This is a genomic window from Aromatoleum petrolei, from assembly GCF_017894385.1.
Lineage (GTDB): Bacteria > Pseudomonadota > Gammaproteobacteria > Burkholderiales > Rhodocyclaceae > Aromatoleum > Aromatoleum petrolei.
Map to the genome: position 1 here is coordinate 3,267,917 of NZ_CP059560.1, position 15,983 is coordinate 3,283,899.

The window sequence follows — 15,983 nt, forward strand, 5'->3', positions numbered from 1 at the left end:
CCACGTCGTCAAGCAGGCCAATCCGACATCGTCACTTTCGGCCGACGCCGCGGCGTCGCCGGTCTACCCTGGAGCAAGTCCGTATGCGCACGTCCCTCATTTCTCTTTTCGCCGGGGCGATCCTTGCCGCGCCCTTCACCGCCGGCGCTGCCGAGCCGGTCGCCGATGCCGCCGCGATCGTGAAGGCTGCCAACTGGGACGCGATGGAGACGATCACGGTCGAGCTCACCGAGCATAGCTTCACCCCGCAGGATCTCAAGCTCAAGGCCGGCCAGCCCTACCGTCTGGTGATCAAGAACGCGGGGCAGAAAGACCACTATTACACCGCGGCGGAATTCTTCAAGTCGGTTGCGTGGCGCAAGGTGCAGACGCCCAAGCCGAATGGCGGCGAGATCAAGGCGCCGTATTTCACGGCCGTCGAGGCCTACAAGAACGGCGGGACGGTCGAGTTGTTCTTCGTCACCGTGAACAAGGGCGAGTTCGAGGTCGTGTGCACGATCGACGACCACAAGGATCAGGGCATGCACGGCTCGATTGTCGTCGAGTAAGTTCTTTCTCCCAAAACGCCGAGCCGCCCATGAAGTTTCTTGTTCCGCTCCTTTCGTTGCTGCCCTTGGTGGTGCACGCGCAGGCCCCGACGCCGCAGGTGATTCCGGTGGCCAACCTCGCCGCGGCCCCGAAGCCCGATGGCGACCTGAGCGAATGGGGCGGCAGCGGATGGGTCAAGGTGCCCGTGAAGCCGGCGTTGGAGCGCGAGGAGCGGGCGAAATACGGGCTTGACCCGGCCGGCGAGCGCAACACGGCGGGCCGCCTCACGGTGGAACTGAAGGCGGGCGTCGCGGCGGGGCGGTTCTACCTCGCCGTGCGTTACCCGGACGATGCCGCCGACACCGTGCACAAGGAATGGAGCTGGCGCGGCGACAAGTACCAGCGCGAGAACCAGCTCGAGGACATGTTCGCGGTGCGTTTCCATCTTGCCGGCGACTTCGACCGGACCATGTTGTCGACCAAGGACTACAAGGTCGACGTCTGGCTGTGGTCGGCGGCGCGGACCAATCCGTCCGGCATCGCCGAGGACATGATGCATCACGTCACGACGAAGATGCAGGATTCGGCCGCGGAGTATCAGGTCAAGGACGGTCCGGTGATCTACATCTCCAAGCGTCGCGACGAAGGCGCCGCGTCCTACGAGATGCTGCCGCGCCCGAAGGAGAACAAGGGGGATCGACTGCCCTCGTTCGCCGCCACGAACGCCGCGGGTAGCGCCGCAGACGTCGCTGCCAAGGGGGTGTGGAAGGCCGGGTACTGGAATCTCGAATTCGCCCGCGCCCTCGATCCTGGTCACGCGGATGACGCCACGTTCAAGGCTGGAACGCGGATCTCTGCGCAGATCGCCGTGTTCAACAAGGCCAATGCCGAGCACAAGAGCGTATCGGAGCCGCTGGTGTTCGATTTCGGTGCAGTGAAATGAGCACGGGGAAGAACCTGGTCGGCGTCCTGCGGGGGGCGCTGCTCGCATTTCTGCTGGCGTGCACAGCTGGAGCCGCGGCGGCCGAGGACGAGCCGGTGGTGCGCATGCATCCGGCGCTCGCCGGCATCGACTGGACCGAAGTGGCCGTCGTCGAGGTCGCGCTCAAGGATCACAGCTACGAGCCCGACGAGATCCGCCTGAAGGTCGGCCAGCCGTACAAGCTGGTGCTGCGCAACGTGGGCGCGGTGGCGCACGACATGGTCGGCGGCTCGCTCTTCGACGAGAAGGTGATTGCACTGCGCATGGTGAATTCCAGCGTCGGGCGGGTGATCGCCGATTACGTGAATTCGGTGTACGTGCGCTCGCGCAACGACATCGAACTCTGGCTCGTGCCGCTCAAGCCGGGCGAGTATTCCTTCTTCTGCAGCCTGCCGGGGCATCGCGAGGACGGCATGGAAGGCGTCGTCCGCATCGTTCCCTGAGCCCGCGGACCGCTCACTCCCGGTGATAGGGGTGGTTCTTCAGCACCGTCCAGGCGCGGTACAGGGCCTCGGCGAGCAGCGGGCGTACCAGCGCATGCGGCAGCGTGAGGCTCGACAGGCGGATGCGCTCGTGCGCACTTGCCTTCAGCGCCGGCGACAGGCCGTCGGGGCCGCCGACGATCAGTGCGACGTCCGCTGCTTCTGCCTGCCACGCCTCCAGCTTGCCGGCGAGCGCGATGGTGGTGAGATCGCTGCCGCGCTCGTCGAGGATCACGCGGCGGCAACGCGGTGGCAGCGCCGCTTCGATGCGCGCGGCTTCGGCCGCCATCATCGCGTCGACGGTCTTGCCCGTCGTGCGCGGTTCGGCCTTCACCTCGATGAGTTGCAGCGGCAGCTCGCGCGGCATGCGGCGCGCGAACTCGTCGAAACCGGATTCGACCCACGCGGGCATGCGCGTGCCGACGGCGACGATCAGTAGTTTCATCGGTGAGCGTGCAGGCGCTGCGGCCGGCCCGAAGCCGCCCGCAGGGGGCGTGTCACTGCGCCGCGACGCCCGTGGCCGTGTGGCCGCGCCTCGGGGTCGAGGGGGCGGCCCACAGTTCTTCGAGGTTGTAGTAGCTGCGGATCGCCGGCTGCATGATGTGCACGACGATGTCGCCGAGATCGACGAGCACCCACTCCCCGGTTTCCTCGCCTTCCACGCTGGCCACCCGGGCGCCGGCTTCACGGACCTTTTCCTGCACGTTGCGCGCCAGTGCACGCGTCTGGCGGTTGGAGTCGCCGGTGGCGATGACGATGCGGTCGAACAGCGAGGTCAGGCGGGTGGTGTCGATGACTTCGATGTCCTTGGCCTTGATGTCTTCGAGGGCGGCGACGACGGTTTTTTCGAGTGTGCGGGTGTCCATCAGGTTCTGCGGTAAAGGTGGTGCAGCCCAATATAGTCGAGAACGGAATCGGGCAGCAAATAGCGGGCGCTGTGCCCGCCGTGGATGAGCTCGCGGATCAGCGAAGCTGAAATGGCCAGCGGCGTCATGTCGAAGGGGATCACCCGCCCGGCAGGGCTGTTGTGCAGGGCGGCGGGGTCCGTATCGATGCGACCGGCGCACGCGGCGTCGAGTTCCGGCGACAGCGTGCCCGGCCAGCGGCGACCGTGCGGCGCGAAGCCGGGGCGGTTGGCGACCGCGATGTGGGCGAGGTCGAAAAGCTCCTGCCAGCGGTGCCAGCTCGGCAGGCCGTTGAAGGCATCGGCACCGAGGATCAGCACCAGCGGGCGTTGCGCGCCATGCAGGGCGCGCAGGCGCTCGAGCGTGCGGATCGTGTAGCTCTTGCTGGGCGCGAATACTTCGCCGTCGTCGACGACGAGTCCCGGATTGCCTGCGCTCGCCAGTCGCACCATCGCCAAGCGGTCGGTAGCCGCGGACTGCGGCACATCGCGATGTGGCGGCTGGCCGGCCGGGATGAGGGCGACCCGCGCGAGCCCGAGCGCTTCGCGGGCCTCCTCGGCGAGACGCAGGTGGCCGAAATGGATGGGATCGAAGGTGCCGCCCAGCAGCCCCAGCGCGCTCGCGTCAGGCTTCTTCGGGGCCATTCCCGGGTTCGCCGAAGATGTCGCGTGCGTTGGTGTAGAAACTGGCGAAGACGATGGGGATCAGCAGCAGCGGTAGCGGCACCGAGAGCAGCGTCGCGAGCGTCGGCGAGATCGTGCCGATGATGCCGAGCACGATGCCCGGCAGGACCGCGCCGAACAGCGCCAGTGCGATCGAATAGGCGAGGAAGGGGCGCCAGTTGCGCAGGCAGGCGAAGAAACTGAAGAACATTGCCTTCGGTGCGGGCACCTGCCACCAGCCCGCGAGGAGCGGCGCGAACCAGTAGGCCATCATCACCGGCGTCGACAACGCGATCGCGATCATCAGCGCCATGGTGAAGCCGGTGCTGGTGGCAATTTCCGGCTCGAGCTTGCCGCCACTGGTCATGAGCCCGAAGAGGGTGCCGCCGTCTGCAATGGCGGTCAGGCCCAGCACGAGCCAGACGCCGGCGAAGTTGATGCCACCGATGACGATCAGTGCGGGGAGATTCTGCTGGAAGCCTGAGAACAGCACGTCCGGGCCCGCCTTGCGGCCGGTGTCGATGGCGCGGCAGGTGTTGAGCACGCCCAGCGACAGGACCGGCGTCAGCAGCGACGCGATAATCTGTCCGATGAAGGGCACGACGCTGACGAGGATCAGCAGCAGCAGGTAGCCGAAGGACGCGAAGGTGAGCAGCGCGGGATTGCGCCGCCACAGCTGCAGGCCTTCGCCGAGCCAGGCAAAGCCGCGCCCGGCCGGAAGTTGTCGTGCTTGCATGCGCTTACTCGGCAGGGGTGTCGGTGGGGCCGGGCAGCGCGGGTGTCGGCTGCGGGGCATGGGGAGCGAAGGTGTCCTGCCAGGCCGCATACAGTGCGCCGGCCAGCACTGGGACGAGCACCAGGACGCCCAGCGCGAACGGCAGCATGGCGATCCAGGTGAGCAGGTAGAGCACGAAGCCGAGGACGATGAAACTGGCGAGATTGGAAACGCAGGCGCGCAGCGAGAGCCTCATCGCGTCGAGCGGTGACACGTTCTGCAGCACCACCAGCGGTGGGGCGAACCAAAGCGCCATCAGCAGCAGGATCAGCAGGACGGGCCATAGCGCCGCCGAGAGCAGGGCGACGCCGCTGGCCAGCCCGATGCTGCCGAGCAGGCCCACCAGCATGCCGGTTACCGCGGCGCTGCTGCCGACCAGAACCGCGACCAGCGCGGCGGCGAGTCCGCCGAGCACGTAGAAGAAGCCGACCATCAGCAGGTTGCCTGAATGGCGGCGCGCGCCTTCGAACAGGTGGGCGACGCGCAGCGGTTCGCCTTGGTGCTGTGCATGCACGCCGGTGACCATGCCGGCGACGAGCATCGGGAACACGAGCTGCAGGACCAGCGGGGCGAGCAGCGGGCCGAAGGTGGGGATGAAGCCCACTGCGGCAGCAAGCGCGAACAGCACCGCGATCAGCGCCAGGGTCAGGATCACCCAGGTGCCGGGATTGACGATGAAGGTCTTCCAGCCCGCGGCGATCCATCGCAGCGTGTCCGCTGGCGTGACGTGCCCGGGCGGGGGGAGGGGGTGCCGGCGGTGAGACGCGCCGTGATCGGTCGTGTGCGGATCGTTCATCGTTCAGAGCGGCAGCGGTGGCGTTCCAGCGATGCGCAGGCGCAGTATGTCGCGGTATTCGGCGGGCGGCTTTACCAGCACCATCTCGCCCGGTTTGGGCAGGTGGTAATCCTCGGCGCGCGACAGCCAGAAGCGCAGCGCCGCGGCGCGCAACATGGCGGGCCAGTTCGCGCGTTCGGCGTCCGTGAAGGGGCGCTCGGCGTGGTAGGCGGAGAGCAGCGCGGCGGTGCGTTGCGCATCGAGTTCGCCGTCCTCGGTCGTGCACCAGTCGTTCACGGTCACCGCGACGTCGAAGAGCAGCGCGTCGTGGCCGGCGAAGTAGAAGTCGATCACGCCGCCGATGAAGTCGCCATCCCACAGCACGTTGTCGCGGAAGAGGTCGGCGTGGATCACGCCGCGCGGCAGGTGGCCGTAGTTCGCCGCGGCCTGGAAGGCGAGTTCCGCATCCAGCAGGGCCTGCTCGTCTTCCGGCAGGAAGGGGCGCACGCGTGCGGCGGCGGCCGTGCGCCATGCCGCGCCGCGCGGGTTTTCCTGGCGTCTCCCGTACGACAGGCCGGCCAGATGCAGGCCCGCGAGCATTGCGCCGACGCGCTCGCAGTGGCGTTCGCCGGGGGCCATCTCGGACTTGCCCGACAGGCGCATGACCAGCGCCGCGGGGCGCTCGGACAGCGTGCCGAGGTATTCGTTGTCGCGGTCGGCGATGGGGGCCGGCACCGGCAGCCCGTGACGTGCAAGGTGGGCCATGAGGTGCAGGAAATAGGGCAGTTCGGCGCGCGGGATGGCCTCGAACAGCGTCAGCACGTAGCGGCCGAGGGTGGTGGTGACGAAGAAGTTGCTGTTCTGCACTCCGGCCGAGATGCCCTGCAGCTCGACGAGGCGGCCGATGGCATAGTGGCCGAGCCAGCGCGACAGCGTCTCGGGGGCGACTGCGGTGAAAACGGACATGGCAGGTTGAAAAGGGTGGGTCAGTGGCCCGCGGGCCGGGATTGCATTACCAGGACTTGATCACCCACATCGGGACGGCGAGCGTCGGCAGCACATCCTGCCGCGTCATCACGCCGTTTCCTTCGTTGTCGATCAGGTAGTAGGGCACGCCGTGCGGCGGCGTGACCTTGATCATGTAGAGCTTGCCGCGGATGCGGTACTCCTGCACGGTGTCCTCGCCGCGCTGGACGATGCGGACTTCGGGATCCAGCGACGGATCGCTCGCCGGCATCGGCGGCGGTTCGGGGATCGGTTCGAGTTTGGGAGTCTGCTGGGCCGCAACCGGGGTTGCGAGGGCCATCAGCAGCACGATCAGGTTGCGGCGCATGGTGCTCTCCTTGGATGGCGCGGATTCTAGCAGGGACCCGCGTTGTGCGTCCGTCATCGGGGGCTATTCACCCGTACGTCGCCGGTCCGGCGTTGCATGCAGGGGAATAACGATCCCTACAGGTTGAGCAGCAGTTCGTGTTCCTCGGGCAGCGGCAGGAAGCCGCGGTGTTCGTAGTGCTTGAAGATCGCCTCGACGACTTCCTCGGGCGTGTCGATCACCTGGATGAGGTCGAGGTCCTCGGGGTTGATCATGCGTTCGGCAACGAGGCGCTCGCGGAACCAGTCGATCATGCCTTTCCAGAACGGGCCGTGCACCAGGATGATCGGGATCTTGCGGCTCTTGCCGGTCTGAATCAGTGTCAGGGCCTCCATCAGCTCGTCCAGCGTGCCAAAGCCGCCCGGCATCACGACGTAGGCCGAGGCGAAGCGCACGAACATGAACTTGCGCGCGAAGAAGTGCTGGAAGGTCTGCGAGATGTCCTGGTAGGGGTTGGAGCTCTGCTCCATTGGCAGCTGGATGTTGAGGCCGATCGAGGGGCTCTTGCCGAAATAGGCGCCCTTGTTGGCCGCTTCCATGATGCCGGGGCCGCCGCCGGAGATCACTGCGAAGCCGGCGTCCGACAACAGGCGGCTGATCTTCTCGGCGAGGATGTAGTACATGTGGTCAGGCGGAATGCGTGCGCTGCCGAAGATCGACACCGCCGGGCGGATCGCGTTGAGGCGTTCGGTCGCCTCGACGAACTCTGCCATAATTCCGAAGATCCGCCACGACTCGCGGGCGTTGAAGCGCGGTGCCATGCTGCTGGGAGCGCTTGGCGGGATTTTTTCTTTCGCGGTCATGTTGTTCTCGTCTTGTCGTCCTGCCGGTCCGTGTGCCGGCTTCGTCTGATTCCGGGTTGTGCCCGGATCCCCGCAAGGAAATTTGTCCGATGCCCGTCCTGTTGCTCGTCGATGGTTCCAGCTATCTGTATCGCGCCTTCCACGCGCTGCCGGATCTGCGCAATTCGAAGGGCGAGCCGACGGGGGCGATTCGGGGTGTGTTGTCGATGCTACGTCGGCTCGAAAGCGACTACAAGGCCGAATTCCGCGCCTGTGTGTTCGACGCCAAGGGAAAGACCTTCCGCGACGACTGGTATCCCGAATACAAGTCGCACCGCCCGCCCATGCCGGATGACCTGCGCGCGCAGATCGAGCCGCTGCACGAGGCCGTCCAGGCCGAAGGCTGGCCGCTGCTGGCGGTCGAGGGCGTCGAGGCCGACGACGTGATCGGCACGCTGACGCGCCTGGCGCTGGAGCGCGGCTGGGAGGTGGTGATCTCCACCGGCGACAAGGATCTGACCCAGCTCGTGCGTCCCGGCGTGAAGTGGGTGAACACGATGAGCGAGGAAGTGCTCGACGAGGCGGGGGTTGCGGCGAAGTTCGGCGTGCCGCCCGAGCGCATCGTCGATTACCTCGCGCTGGTCGGCGATACCGTCGACAACGTGCCAGGCGTGGAGAAGTGCGGCCCGAAGACCGCGGTGAAATGGCTCACCGAATACGGCACGCTCGACAATCTCGTCGCGAACGCCGACAAGGTCGGCGGCAAGGTGGGCGAGAACCTGAGGAAGCACCTCGATTTCCTGCCGCTGGGAAAGAAGCTCGTCACCGTCGTGACCGATGTCGCGCTGACGGTCGGGCTCGATGATCTGCCGGCGCGCGACGACGACAAGGCGGCGCTGCGCGCGCTCTACGAGCGGTTCGAGTTCCGTGGCTGGCTGAGGGATCTGGATGGGGAGGGTGCGGCGGCCGCGCCTGCCGCGGCGGGCGAAGCGGTCGTGAGCGACGATCCCCCTGCGGCGCCGGGGGCGCATCGCGGCGGGTATGCGACGATCCTCGATTGGTCGACTTTCGACGCGTGGGCGGCAAAGCTCGACGGCGCCGCGCTCGTCGCCTTCGATACCGAGACGACCAGTCTGGATCCGATGGCCGCGCGGCTCGTCGGCATGTCCTTCGCGATCGTCGCCGGCGAGGCGGCCTACCTGCCGCTCGCGCACCGCGGGCCCGACGTGCCCAATCAGCTGCCGCTCGCCGAGGTGCTGGCGCGCCTGAAGCCCTGGTTCGAATCGGCTGCGCATGCCAAGCTCGGGCAGAACCTCAAGTACGACGCGCATGTCCTGGCCAATCACGGCATCCGCCTCGCCGGCATCGCGCACGACACGCTGCTCCAGTCCTACGTGCTGGAGAGCGACAAGTCACATGACATGGATTCGCTGGCGAAGCGCCATCTCGGCCTGACGACGATCCCCTATACCGACGTGTGCGGCAAGGGCGCCAAGCAGATCGGTTTCGACGAGGTCGCCATCGACCGCGCCACCGAATACGCCGCCGAGGACGCCGACATCACGCTGCGCCTGCACCGCAAGCTGTGGCCGCAACTCGAAGCGGTGCCGGCGCTGGCGGCGCTGTATCGCGACATCGAGCTGCCGGCGATGCAGGTGCTGCTCGATATGGAACGCACCGGCGTGCTGATCGACGCCTTCCTGCTCGCGCAGCAGAGCGAGGAGCTGGGGCGCCGCCTGATGGAGCTGGAGCGCGAGGCGCACAACCTGGCCGGCCAGCCCTTCAACCTCGCGTCACCGAAGCAGCTGGGTGAGATCCTGTTCGGCAAGCTCGGCCTGCCTGTCGTGAAGAAGACCGCCACCGGCCAGCCCTCGACCGACGAGGAGGTGCTGCAGCAGCTCGCCGACGACTATCCGCTGCCCAAGCTGCTGCTCGAACATCGTGGTTTCGCGAAACTGAAGAGCACCTACGCGGACAAGCTGCCGCGCATGGTCAACCCGAAGACCGGGCGCGTGCATACGAGCTTCTCGCAGGCGGTCGCGGTCACGGGCCGGCTCGCGAGTTCGGATCCCAATCTGCAGAACATCCCGATCCGCACCGCCGAGGGACGGCGCATCCGCGCGGCCTTCATCGCGCCGCGCGATCATCTGATCGTGTCCGCGGACTATTCGCAGATCGAGTTGCGCATCATGGCGCACCTGTCGGGCGACGCGCGCCTGCTGGAAGCCTTCGCGCAGGGCGAGGATGTGCACCGCGCGACCGCCGCCGAGGTCTTCGGTGTGACGCCGGCGGAAGTCACGAGCGAGCAGCGCCGCTACGCCAAGGTGATCAACTTCGGACTCATCTACGGCATGAGCGCGCACGGCCTGGCGAAGAACCTGGGCATCGACCGCGCCGCCGCGCAGGGCTGGATCGACCGCTACTTCGCGCGCTATCCCGGGGTCGCTGCCTACATGGACCGCGTGAAGGCCGAGGCGAAGGAGCGCGGCTACGTCGAGACGGTGTTCGGTCGCCGCCTCTACCTGCCCGAGATCCGCGCCCAGCAGGTGGGTCGCCGTCAGGCCGCCGAACGCGCGGCGATCAATGCGCCGATGCAGGGCACGGCGGCGGACCTGATCAAGAAGGCGATGATCGCCGTGCACGCATGGCTGCCCGCTGCGGGACTGAAATCACGCCTGATCCTGCAGGTGCATGACGAACTGGTGCTGGAGGTGCCGCGCGACGAGCTGGAGCGCGTGCGCGCGGAACTGCCGGCGCAGATGTGCGGCGTCGCCGATCTGGCGGTGCCGCTGCTGGTCGAGGTCGGCGTCGGCGACAACTGGGACGAGGCGCACTGAGGGGCATTCTCAACCCCTCGTCGGCAGCGAGAAACGCCAGGGCGGAGGGAGGGCTGCAGCGCCCGCCCGGCGTTCGCCGAGGTTGATCAGCGGTGATTGACCCAGAAATCCGCGTTGCGGATCGCCAGCTCTTCCAGGCGGAACTCCGGATCCTTGCCTTCCTTCTTCTGCTGCTCGTAGTCGCGCAACGCGATGAGCGCCGGCTTCGGCAGGATTAGGATGGCGATGATGTTGGGCCACGCCAGGATGCCCACGCCGATGTCGCCGAGATCCCATGCTGCGCCGGCGCTGCGTACCGAGTCGTAGGTCACTGCCGCCATCATCACGATGCGAAGCACGAACACCAGTCACGGGCGATGCACTTTGCGCTTGATGCAGGCGAGATTGGTCTCGACGATGCAGTAGTACGCGACCATGGTCGTGACGGCGAAGAACATCAGCGCCAGCGCGAGGAAGCTCGCGGACACCGGGCATCACCGACTCGACCGCGTCCTGCGTGTATGCGTGCCCCATCTCGATGGATCTGGGCAAGCGTCGATTCGATGTAGGCGGTCGATGCACCCAGGAAGGCAGTCATCCACATCCAGAACACCGCACCGGGACCGCCGAAGGTGATCGCGGTCGCCACACCGGCGATGCTGCCGGTGCCCACGCGGCACGACAGCGCCATTGCCAGCGCCCGGAGCGACGACACGCCGGCGTCCGCACTCTTGCGCTGGAACATCAGGCGGATCATCGCGTTGAAGCCGCGGACCTGCATGAAACGGGTGCGGATCGAGAAATGCCGGCCGACGCCGTGGCACATACACGTGCGCCGGGCTCCAGACGTAGCCGTCGATGGCTGAAAGGAGTGCATCCATTGAGTCGTCTTCTTGTGGGATGCGATCTTCCGGTTCCTTGACGGCGCTCTGCCGTTCCCCAGGGTGTGGAGGGGGTGTGCGTCGGCGTCGGTAAGTCGCGGCAGATGGAAATCGCGAGGCGCGATGATAAGGAATGTGTTACACGTCCGGACGATAGTCCTGTGAGTGCCCCCTGTGGGAGGGTATACTTCAAAGATTTTTCGCGATGAATGCGCCGACGTATCTTCAGGTGTCAGCGCGACGACTATATTGAGGCTTCACCCTTGGCTCTGACCATTCTCGGCCTGTCCGGCGCCCTGACGCACGACCCCTCCGCCGCCCTGTATGTCGGCGGCAAGCTCGTCGCTGCGGCGGAAGAAGAGCGCTTCGTTCGCGACAAGCACGCCAAGAACCGCATGCCCTACGAGGCGGCAAAATTCTGTCTCGACTTTGCCGGCATCAAGCCGAAGGACGTCAATGCGGTCGCGATCCCGTTCGCGCCGATCAGCATCATGGAGCCGGCGCGCTGGCACTACGCGAAGCGCTACTGGTACGCTCCGGACCGCGGCCTTGATGCGATCCTGACCGGCAATCGGCGCTTCCATCGCTACAAGAAACGCATCGAATGGTGCCTCGCGCAGCTCGGCTTCGACGTCAGAAAGACCGAGATCGTGCCGGTCGAGCACCACCTCGCGCACGCGTCGAGTGCTTACCATTGCTCCGGCTTCACCGAGAAGACCGCGATCCTCGGCATCGACGGCAAGGGCGAGTACGCGACGACCTTCTTCGGTTACGGCGAGAACGGCAGGATCCACAAGATCAAGGAGTTCTACGATCCCGATTCGCTCGGCGGCCTGTATGGCGCGATCACCGAGTACCTCGGCTTCGAGATGCTCGACGGTGAATACAAGGTCATGGGCATGGCGCCCTATGGCGACCCGGACAAGTACGACTTCTCGCGCCTGGCGAAATTCGAGAACGGCGAACTCGTCGTCGATACCGACTACGCCAACGTGATCGGCTTCCGCCGCTACAAGGAAAACGGCAAGGGCTACTACTTTTCACCCAAGCTGATCGACTGGCTGGGGCCCAAGCGCGCCGGCGACATCGCCGACGAGCCCTACATCCACTACGCCGCGAGCATGCAGAAGCTGTTCGAGGACTTGTCGCTCAAGATGATCGACCACTACCTCGGCGACATCCTGCGCGACACCGGGCGCTTGGCGTTCGCGGGCGGCGGCGCGCTCAACGTCAAGCTCAACCAGAAGATCATCGCGCGCCCCGACTTGCGCGAGCTCTTCGTGCAGCCGGCCTCGGGCGACTCCGGCACGGCGGTCGGTGCGGCAGCCTACGTCTCGGTCGCGCGCGGCGTGCCGGTGGAGAAGATGGAGCACGTCTATCTCGGGCCGTGCTATACGAACGAGGACGTCATCGCCGCCTGCGCGAAGCATCCGGCGCAGCCGGCTTGGCAGAAGATCGACGACATGCCCGCACGCATCGCGCAGATCCTCGCCGACGGCAACCCCGTGGCGTGGTTCCAGGGGCGCATGGAGTTCGGCCCGCGCGCGCTCGGCGGACGTTCCATTCTCGGCTGCCCGAGCGCGGCAGGCGTGGCCGACCGCATCAACGAGCAGATCAAGTTCCGCGAGCGCTGGCGCCCCTTCTGCCCCAGCATGCTCGACACCGTCGGTCCGCAGATGCTGCAGACCGACCACCCCGCGCCCTTCATGACCTTCACCTTCGAGGTCGCGGAGGAGTGGAAGGCGCGCGTGCCCGAGGTCGTGCATGAGGACGGCACCTCGCGCGCCCAGGTTCTCAAGCGCGAGTACAACCCGCGCTACTACGAGCTGATGTTGGAGCTCGAGAAGCTCACGGGTAACGGCGTCGTGCTCAACACCTCGCTCAACCGCCGCGGCGAACCGATGATCTGCTCGCCGACCGATGCACTCAACATGTTCTTCGGTTCCGACCTGCAGTACCTCATCATGGAGGACGTGCTGGTCGTGAAGAACGGTGCAGCCCTTGGCTGAGCGCCGCATCCTGCAGTTCTGCCACTGCCACTACGGGCCGTTCGGCGACGTCGCGCGTCAGTACGCAGTGCTATTCAAGGATTCGCCGTACAAGGTCACGACGGTGTACCTGACGGATCCGCCCAGCGATGAAGTGACCGCGCTGTCGGCGTCGGACGAGGTGATCTATTTCGACTACGACGGTGCCGACGTGCGCGGCCTCAAGCTCGACGCGATGCATCGCTTGCGCGGGATCATCGCCAGGCGGGAGTTCGCACTGATTCTCGCGCACCGATTCAAACCAATCCACATTTCCTGCTGGGCCACCGGTTTGCCGGTGATTGGCGTGCATCACGCCTTTGGCGATTACGAGCGGCTCACGCACAAGCTCTTCGCGCGTTGGTTCGGCAAGCGCCTGGGCCTGCTCGGCGTGTCGGACGCGATCCGTGACGACATCCGCCGTGGGGTGCCGTCGTGGGCCCCCGATCGCATCGAGACGCTGCACAACCGCATCGACGTCGATGCGGTACGTGCCGACGTGCTGCCGCGCGACGCTGCGCGCGAGTTGCTGGGGCTGCCGTGTGACGCCTTCGTTGTCGGCAACGTCGGGCGTCTTCACCCGGACAAGGACCAGGCGACATTGCTGCGGGGCTTTGCTCGTGCCCTGCCGGAGATGCCGGGCGATGCGCTGCTGGCAATCCTCGGCAAGGGGCGGCTCGAGGGCGACCTGCGCAGGCTCGCCGCCGAACTGGGCATCGCCGCGCGGGTGCGTTTCCTCGGGCAGGTGCCGAATGCCCGCCGCGCCTTTTCGGCCTTCGACCTGTTCGCCCTCAGTTCCGACCATGAGCCCTTCGGCATGGTGCTGCTCGAGGCCATGGCCGCCCGCGTGCCGGTGGTCGCCACCGACTGCGGCGGGGCGCCGGAAGTCGTCGGCGATGCCGGTGAGCTGTTCCCGCTGGGCGACGCGGCGGCCCTTGCCGGCCTGATCGTCAAGGCAGCGCGCAGACCCGCCGCCGAGCGTGAGCTGTTCGTCGAGCGGGGCATCGCGCGCCTTTTCAAGCATTTCTCCGACGAGGCAGCGCGGCGCCGCTTCTTCACGCTACCTATGGTCCGGGCGGTGCTCGGTGAAGCTGAGTGGCTACGATGAGCGTGCAGCTGCCGTCGATCTGCTTCGTTGTGCCGTATTTCGGCCGCTGGCCGTTCTGGATGCCATTCTTCGTCGAGAGCTGCCGCGCCAACCCGACTCTGGACTGGCTGATCTTCTCCGACTGTGGTCCGATCCCTGACTGTCCGCCCAATGTGCGCGTCGTCGAGACCGCCTACGAGGACTACTGCGCCCGCGTTGCGCACGCCCTCGGGATCCCCTTTGCGCCGCAGAACCCCTACAAGCTGTGCGACGTGAAGCCGGCTTTCGGCTACATCCATGCCGAGGAGCTGCGCGGCTACGATTTTTGGGCCTTTGGCGACTTGGACCTCGTGTGGGGCGACCTTCGGGCGTATTTCACCGCGGAGCGTCTCGCGAGCAAGGACCTTTTTGCGACCCACGCGCGGCGCGTGTCGGGCCACTGCTGCCTAGTGAGGAACACCAAGGATCTGCGCGAGCTCTTCTTCCGCATGCGGGATTGGCAGCGACGCATGAGCGACCCAACGCATCACGCGCTCGACGAAGGCGCCTTCAGCCGGATCTTCATCCGTTACAAGAACCTGCCTGATCGCGTCGCGCATCTGCCGCGCCTGCTCAATGCGTGGTACCGGCGCGCGGAGTTCGTGGAGGCATTCAGCACGCCCGGGGCAAAGGTCGCATGGGTTGACGGCGGCTTCGATTTTCCTCAGCGCTGGTTCTGGGAGCGCGGCCGCCTGAGCAACGATCGCGACGGCGACCGCATCTTTCCCTACCTGCATTTCGTCGTCTGGAAGAAGCATGCGTGGAAGAGCCTGCCGGTGCCGGACAGCACCTCGCTTGCCGCGCTCGCCGCCTCGGGTCGATGGGCCGTCGATGCGGGGGGCTTTCACCCGCTCGGCGAGGGCGCGGCATGAAGATCCTGCTGCTAGTCCAGAAGGAGCAGCGCGTGATCCTCGACCGCCTGTACGAGGGCATCGCCGCACACGCCGATTGCGACCTACGCTGGCTCAGTCGCGAAGACCAGGCCAACTTGCGGCGTTATTTCCGGCGCAATGTCCGGGTCGAAGACTACGAGCGTATCGTGTTCTTCCTGCGCTTCAAGCAGGAGATCCGACAAGTCCCGTTCATCAGGACGGTCCCGAATCTCGTGATCCTTGAGCACGACGCCTGCCAGAACTACTTTCCCGGCAAGTACCAGGGGGCGTTCAGCCGTCACTATGCACGACTGCCGTGGGCGCGCGTAATCAGTTCCGGATACACGGTCGCGCAGAAGCTGCGCGCCGAAGGCACCGATGCGGTGTTCGTGCCCAAGGGCTACGACCAGACGATGTTGCGCAACCTCGGCCTGGAGCGCGATGTCGAGCTAGCATTCGTCGGTAGCACCAAGAGTTCAGTGTATACCGAGCGTCGCCGCACGCTCGACGACATCGCGGCGCGCGAGCAGCTCCTGATCACCCGCACGGCGTCCGGCGACGAGTATCTGCGCATGCTCAACCGCATCCGCTTCTTCATCAGTGCCGATGCCGGCATCGGCGAATACATGATCAAGAATTTCGAGGCGATGGCCTGCGGCTGTGTGCTGTTCGCCTACGACCAGGGCGAGCAGGAGAACGTCGCGCTGGGTCTTCGCGACATGGAGAATATCGTGCTGTATCGTGATGCTGCCGAGGTGAGTGCGAAGCTCGCGCGCTTGCGTGCGGATTCATCGCTTGCAGCTCGCATCGCTGCAGCCGGGCAATCTTTGGCCGAAACCCAGTACCGGTTTGATGTTCTTGGCGCCCGTATCGCGCAGGCCTTGGTGCCCCCTTTGCGCGCTCGGCGTCCGCTTAATTGGATCGACAAACTTCGGCAGAGCCTAGGCATTTGAGCCTTGATACCCGTTCCGGCGCAGCCCGCACGCATATGCGGCGGC

General features: G+C 66.1%; 17 protein-coding genes and 1 pseudogene. 8 read left to right on the plus strand and 10 right to left on the minus strand.

The features are described from left to right. The first annotated feature begins 83 nt into the window (after positions 1-83). The 3 genes from ToN1_RS14890 to ToN1_RS14900 are packed head-to-tail and all read left to right on the plus strand — an operon-like array spanning position 84 to position 1,953. Positions 84-548, plus strand: coding sequence for a cupredoxin domain-containing protein (locus ToN1_RS14890; RefSeq protein WP_169205780.1), 465 nt, complete (start codon positions 84-86; stop codon positions 546-548). A gap of 29 nt (positions 549-577) precedes the next feature. Continuing rightward, a complete protein-coding gene (locus ToN1_RS14895) occupies positions 578-1,471 on the plus strand; it encodes an ethylbenzene dehydrogenase-related protein (RefSeq protein ID WP_169205781.1) in 894 nt (297 codons plus the stop codon). After that, the gene (locus tag ToN1_RS14900) at positions 1,468-1,953 is read left to right on the plus strand and encodes a cupredoxin domain-containing protein (RefSeq protein ID WP_169205782.1); all 486 of its coding nucleotides are present in this window, start codon (positions 1,468-1,470) and stop codon (positions 1,951-1,953) included. Before ToN1_RS14895 ends, ToN1_RS14900 begins: the two co-directional genes overlap by 4 nt. A gap of 13 nt (positions 1,954-1,966) precedes the next feature. Here the strand turns inward: ToN1_RS14900 and rlmH are convergent, their stop codons facing one another. The 8 genes from rlmH to ToN1_RS14940 all read right to left on the minus strand — a co-directional run bounded on the left by rlmH (position 1,967) and on the right by ToN1_RS14940 (position 7,284). Next, positions 1,967-2,437, minus strand: coding sequence for a 23S rRNA (pseudouridine(1915)-N(3))-methyltransferase RlmH (rlmH, locus tag ToN1_RS14905; RefSeq protein ID WP_169205783.1), 471 nt, complete (start codon positions 2,435-2,437; stop codon positions 1,967-1,969). A gap of 52 nt (positions 2,438-2,489) precedes the next feature. Beyond that, a complete protein-coding gene (rsfS, locus tag ToN1_RS14910) occupies positions 2,490-2,858 on the minus strand; it encodes a ribosome silencing factor (protein ID WP_169205784.1) in 369 nt (122 codons plus the stop codon). After that, a complete protein-coding gene (nadD, locus tag ToN1_RS14915) occupies positions 2,858-3,541 on the minus strand; it encodes a nicotinate-nucleotide adenylyltransferase (protein WP_169205785.1) in 684 nt (227 codons plus the stop codon). The genes rsfS and nadD overlap by 1 nt, the downstream gene beginning before the upstream one ends. Further along, entirely contained in the window at positions 3,522-4,295 is a 774-nt protein-coding gene (locus ToN1_RS14920) for a BPSS1780 family membrane protein (RefSeq protein ID WP_169205786.1), read from the minus strand. Before ToN1_RS14920 ends, nadD begins: the two co-directional genes overlap by 20 nt. Before the next feature lie 4 nt (positions 4,296-4,299). Next, the gene (locus ToN1_RS14925) at positions 4,300-5,130 is read right to left on the minus strand and encodes a BPSS1780 family membrane protein (protein WP_169205787.1); all 831 of its coding nucleotides are present in this window, start codon (positions 5,128-5,130) and stop codon (positions 4,300-4,302) included. A gap of 3 nt (positions 5,131-5,133) precedes the next feature. Continuing rightward, positions 5,134-6,075, minus strand: coding sequence for a homoserine kinase (locus ToN1_RS14930; protein WP_169205788.1), 942 nt, complete (start codon positions 6,073-6,075; stop codon positions 5,134-5,136). A 46-nt stretch (positions 6,076-6,121) separates the two neighbouring features. After that, on the minus strand, positions 6,122-6,442 hold the full coding sequence (locus ToN1_RS14935) for a DUF2782 domain-containing protein (protein WP_169205789.1): 321 nt from the start codon (positions 6,440-6,442) through the stop codon (positions 6,122-6,124). Positions 6,443-6,558: 116 nt separating this feature from the next. Continuing rightward, positions 6,559-7,284, minus strand: coding sequence for an LOG family protein (locus tag ToN1_RS14940; RefSeq protein ID WP_169129460.1), 726 nt, complete (start codon positions 7,282-7,284; stop codon positions 6,559-6,561). Positions 7,285-7,373: 89 nt separating this feature from the next. Here ToN1_RS14940 and polA point away from each other — a divergent pair, with 89 nt between their 5' ends. After that, entirely contained in the window at positions 7,374-10,100 is a 2,727-nt protein-coding gene (gene polA / locus ToN1_RS14945; RefSeq protein WP_169205790.1) for a DNA polymerase I, read from the plus strand. 86 nt (positions 10,101-10,186) lie between these two features. On the opposite strand, the pseudogene ToN1_RS24820 reads toward polA, so the two are convergent. Together ToN1_RS24820 and ToN1_RS24825 are read right to left on the minus strand one after the other, a co-directional pair. After that, a pseudogene (locus tag ToN1_RS24820) lies at positions 10,187-10,537 on the minus strand (alanine:cation symporter family protein). Next, positions 10,537-10,905: an alanine:cation symporter family protein gene (locus ToN1_RS24825; protein ID WP_244860791.1), complete on the minus strand. Its 369-nt coding sequence runs from the start codon at positions 10,903-10,905 to the stop codon at positions 10,537-10,539. The pseudogene ToN1_RS24820 and the gene ToN1_RS24825 overlap by 1 nt, the downstream one beginning before the upstream one ends. A 318-nt stretch (positions 10,906-11,223) precedes the next feature. On the opposite strand from ToN1_RS24825, the gene ToN1_RS14955 reads away from it, so the two are divergent. Genes ToN1_RS14955 through ToN1_RS14970 form a run of 4 tightly spaced genes read left to right on the plus strand, consistent with a single transcriptional unit; the run spans position 11,224 to position 15,938 of the window. Continuing rightward, complete coding sequence (locus ToN1_RS14955) at positions 11,224-12,969, plus strand: carbamoyltransferase family protein (RefSeq protein ID WP_169205791.1); 1,746 nt, start codon at positions 11,224-11,226, stop codon at positions 12,967-12,969. Beyond that, entirely contained in the window at positions 12,953-14,095 is a 1,143-nt protein-coding gene (locus ToN1_RS14960; protein ID WP_169205792.1) for a glycosyltransferase, read from the plus strand. The genes ToN1_RS14955 and ToN1_RS14960 overlap by 17 nt, the downstream gene beginning before the upstream one ends. Further along, a complete protein-coding gene (locus ToN1_RS14965; protein WP_169205793.1) occupies positions 14,092-14,985 on the plus strand; it encodes a DUF6625 family protein in 894 nt (297 codons plus the stop codon). Before ToN1_RS14960 ends, ToN1_RS14965 begins: the two co-directional genes overlap by 4 nt. Further along, positions 14,982-15,938, plus strand: coding sequence for a glycosyltransferase family protein (locus ToN1_RS14970; RefSeq protein WP_169205794.1), 957 nt, complete (start codon positions 14,982-14,984; stop codon positions 15,936-15,938). The genes ToN1_RS14965 and ToN1_RS14970 overlap by 4 nt, the downstream gene beginning before the upstream one ends. Positions 15,939-15,983: the final 45 nt, after the last annotated feature.

What these genes read in the sequence shown, in the direction of transcription:
- ToN1_RS14890 (WP_169205780.1), top strand. Translation starts at nt 84, where the DNA reads ATGCGCACGTCCCTCATTTCTCTTTTCGCCGGGGCGATCCTTGCCGCG.
- ToN1_RS14895 (WP_169205781.1), top strand. Translation starts at nt 578, where the DNA reads ATGAAGTTTCTTGTTCCGCTCCTTTCGTTGCTGCCCTTGGTGGTGCAC.
- ToN1_RS14900 (WP_169205782.1), top strand. Translation starts at nt 1,468, where the DNA reads ATGAGCACGGGGAAGAACCTGGTCGGCGTCCTGCGGGGGGCGCTGCTC.
- rlmH (WP_169205783.1), bottom strand. Translation starts at nt 2,437, where the DNA reads ATGAAACTACTGATCGTCGCCGTCGGCACGCGCATGCCCGCGTGGGTC.
- rsfS (WP_169205784.1), bottom strand. Translation starts at nt 2,858, where the DNA reads ATGGACACCCGCACACTCGAAAAAACCGTCGTCGCCGCCCTCGAAGAC.
- nadD (WP_169205785.1), bottom strand. Translation starts at nt 3,541, where the DNA reads ATGGCCCCGAAGAAGCCTGACGCGAGCGCGCTGGGGCTGCTGGGCGGC.
- ToN1_RS14920 (WP_169205786.1), bottom strand. Translation starts at nt 4,295, where the DNA reads ATGCAAGCACGACAACTTCCGGCCGGGCGCGGCTTTGCCTGGCTCGGC.
- ToN1_RS14925 (WP_169205787.1), bottom strand. Translation starts at nt 5,130, where the DNA reads ATGAACGATCCGCACACGACCGATCACGGCGCGTCTCACCGCCGGCAC.
- ToN1_RS14930 (WP_169205788.1), bottom strand. Translation starts at nt 6,075, where the DNA reads ATGTCCGTTTTCACCGCAGTCGCCCCCGAGACGCTGTCGCGCTGGCTC.
- ToN1_RS14935 (WP_169205789.1), bottom strand. Translation starts at nt 6,442, where the DNA reads ATGCGCCGCAACCTGATCGTGCTGCTGATGGCCCTCGCAACCCCGGTT.
- ToN1_RS14940 (WP_169129460.1), bottom strand. Translation starts at nt 7,284, where the DNA reads ATGACCGCGAAAGAAAAAATCCCGCCAAGCGCTCCCAGCAGCATGGCA.
- polA (WP_169205790.1), top strand. Translation starts at nt 7,374, where the DNA reads ATGCCCGTCCTGTTGCTCGTCGATGGTTCCAGCTATCTGTATCGCGCC.
- ToN1_RS24825 (WP_244860791.1), bottom strand. Translation starts at nt 10,905, where the DNA reads ATGTGCCACGGCGTCGGCCGGCATTTCTCGATCCGCACCCGTTTCATG.
- ToN1_RS14965 (WP_169205793.1), top strand. Translation starts at nt 14,092, where the DNA reads ATGAGCGTGCAGCTGCCGTCGATCTGCTTCGTTGTGCCGTATTTCGGC.
- ToN1_RS14970 (WP_169205794.1), top strand. Translation starts at nt 14,982, where the DNA reads ATGAAGATCCTGCTGCTAGTCCAGAAGGAGCAGCGCGTGATCCTCGAC.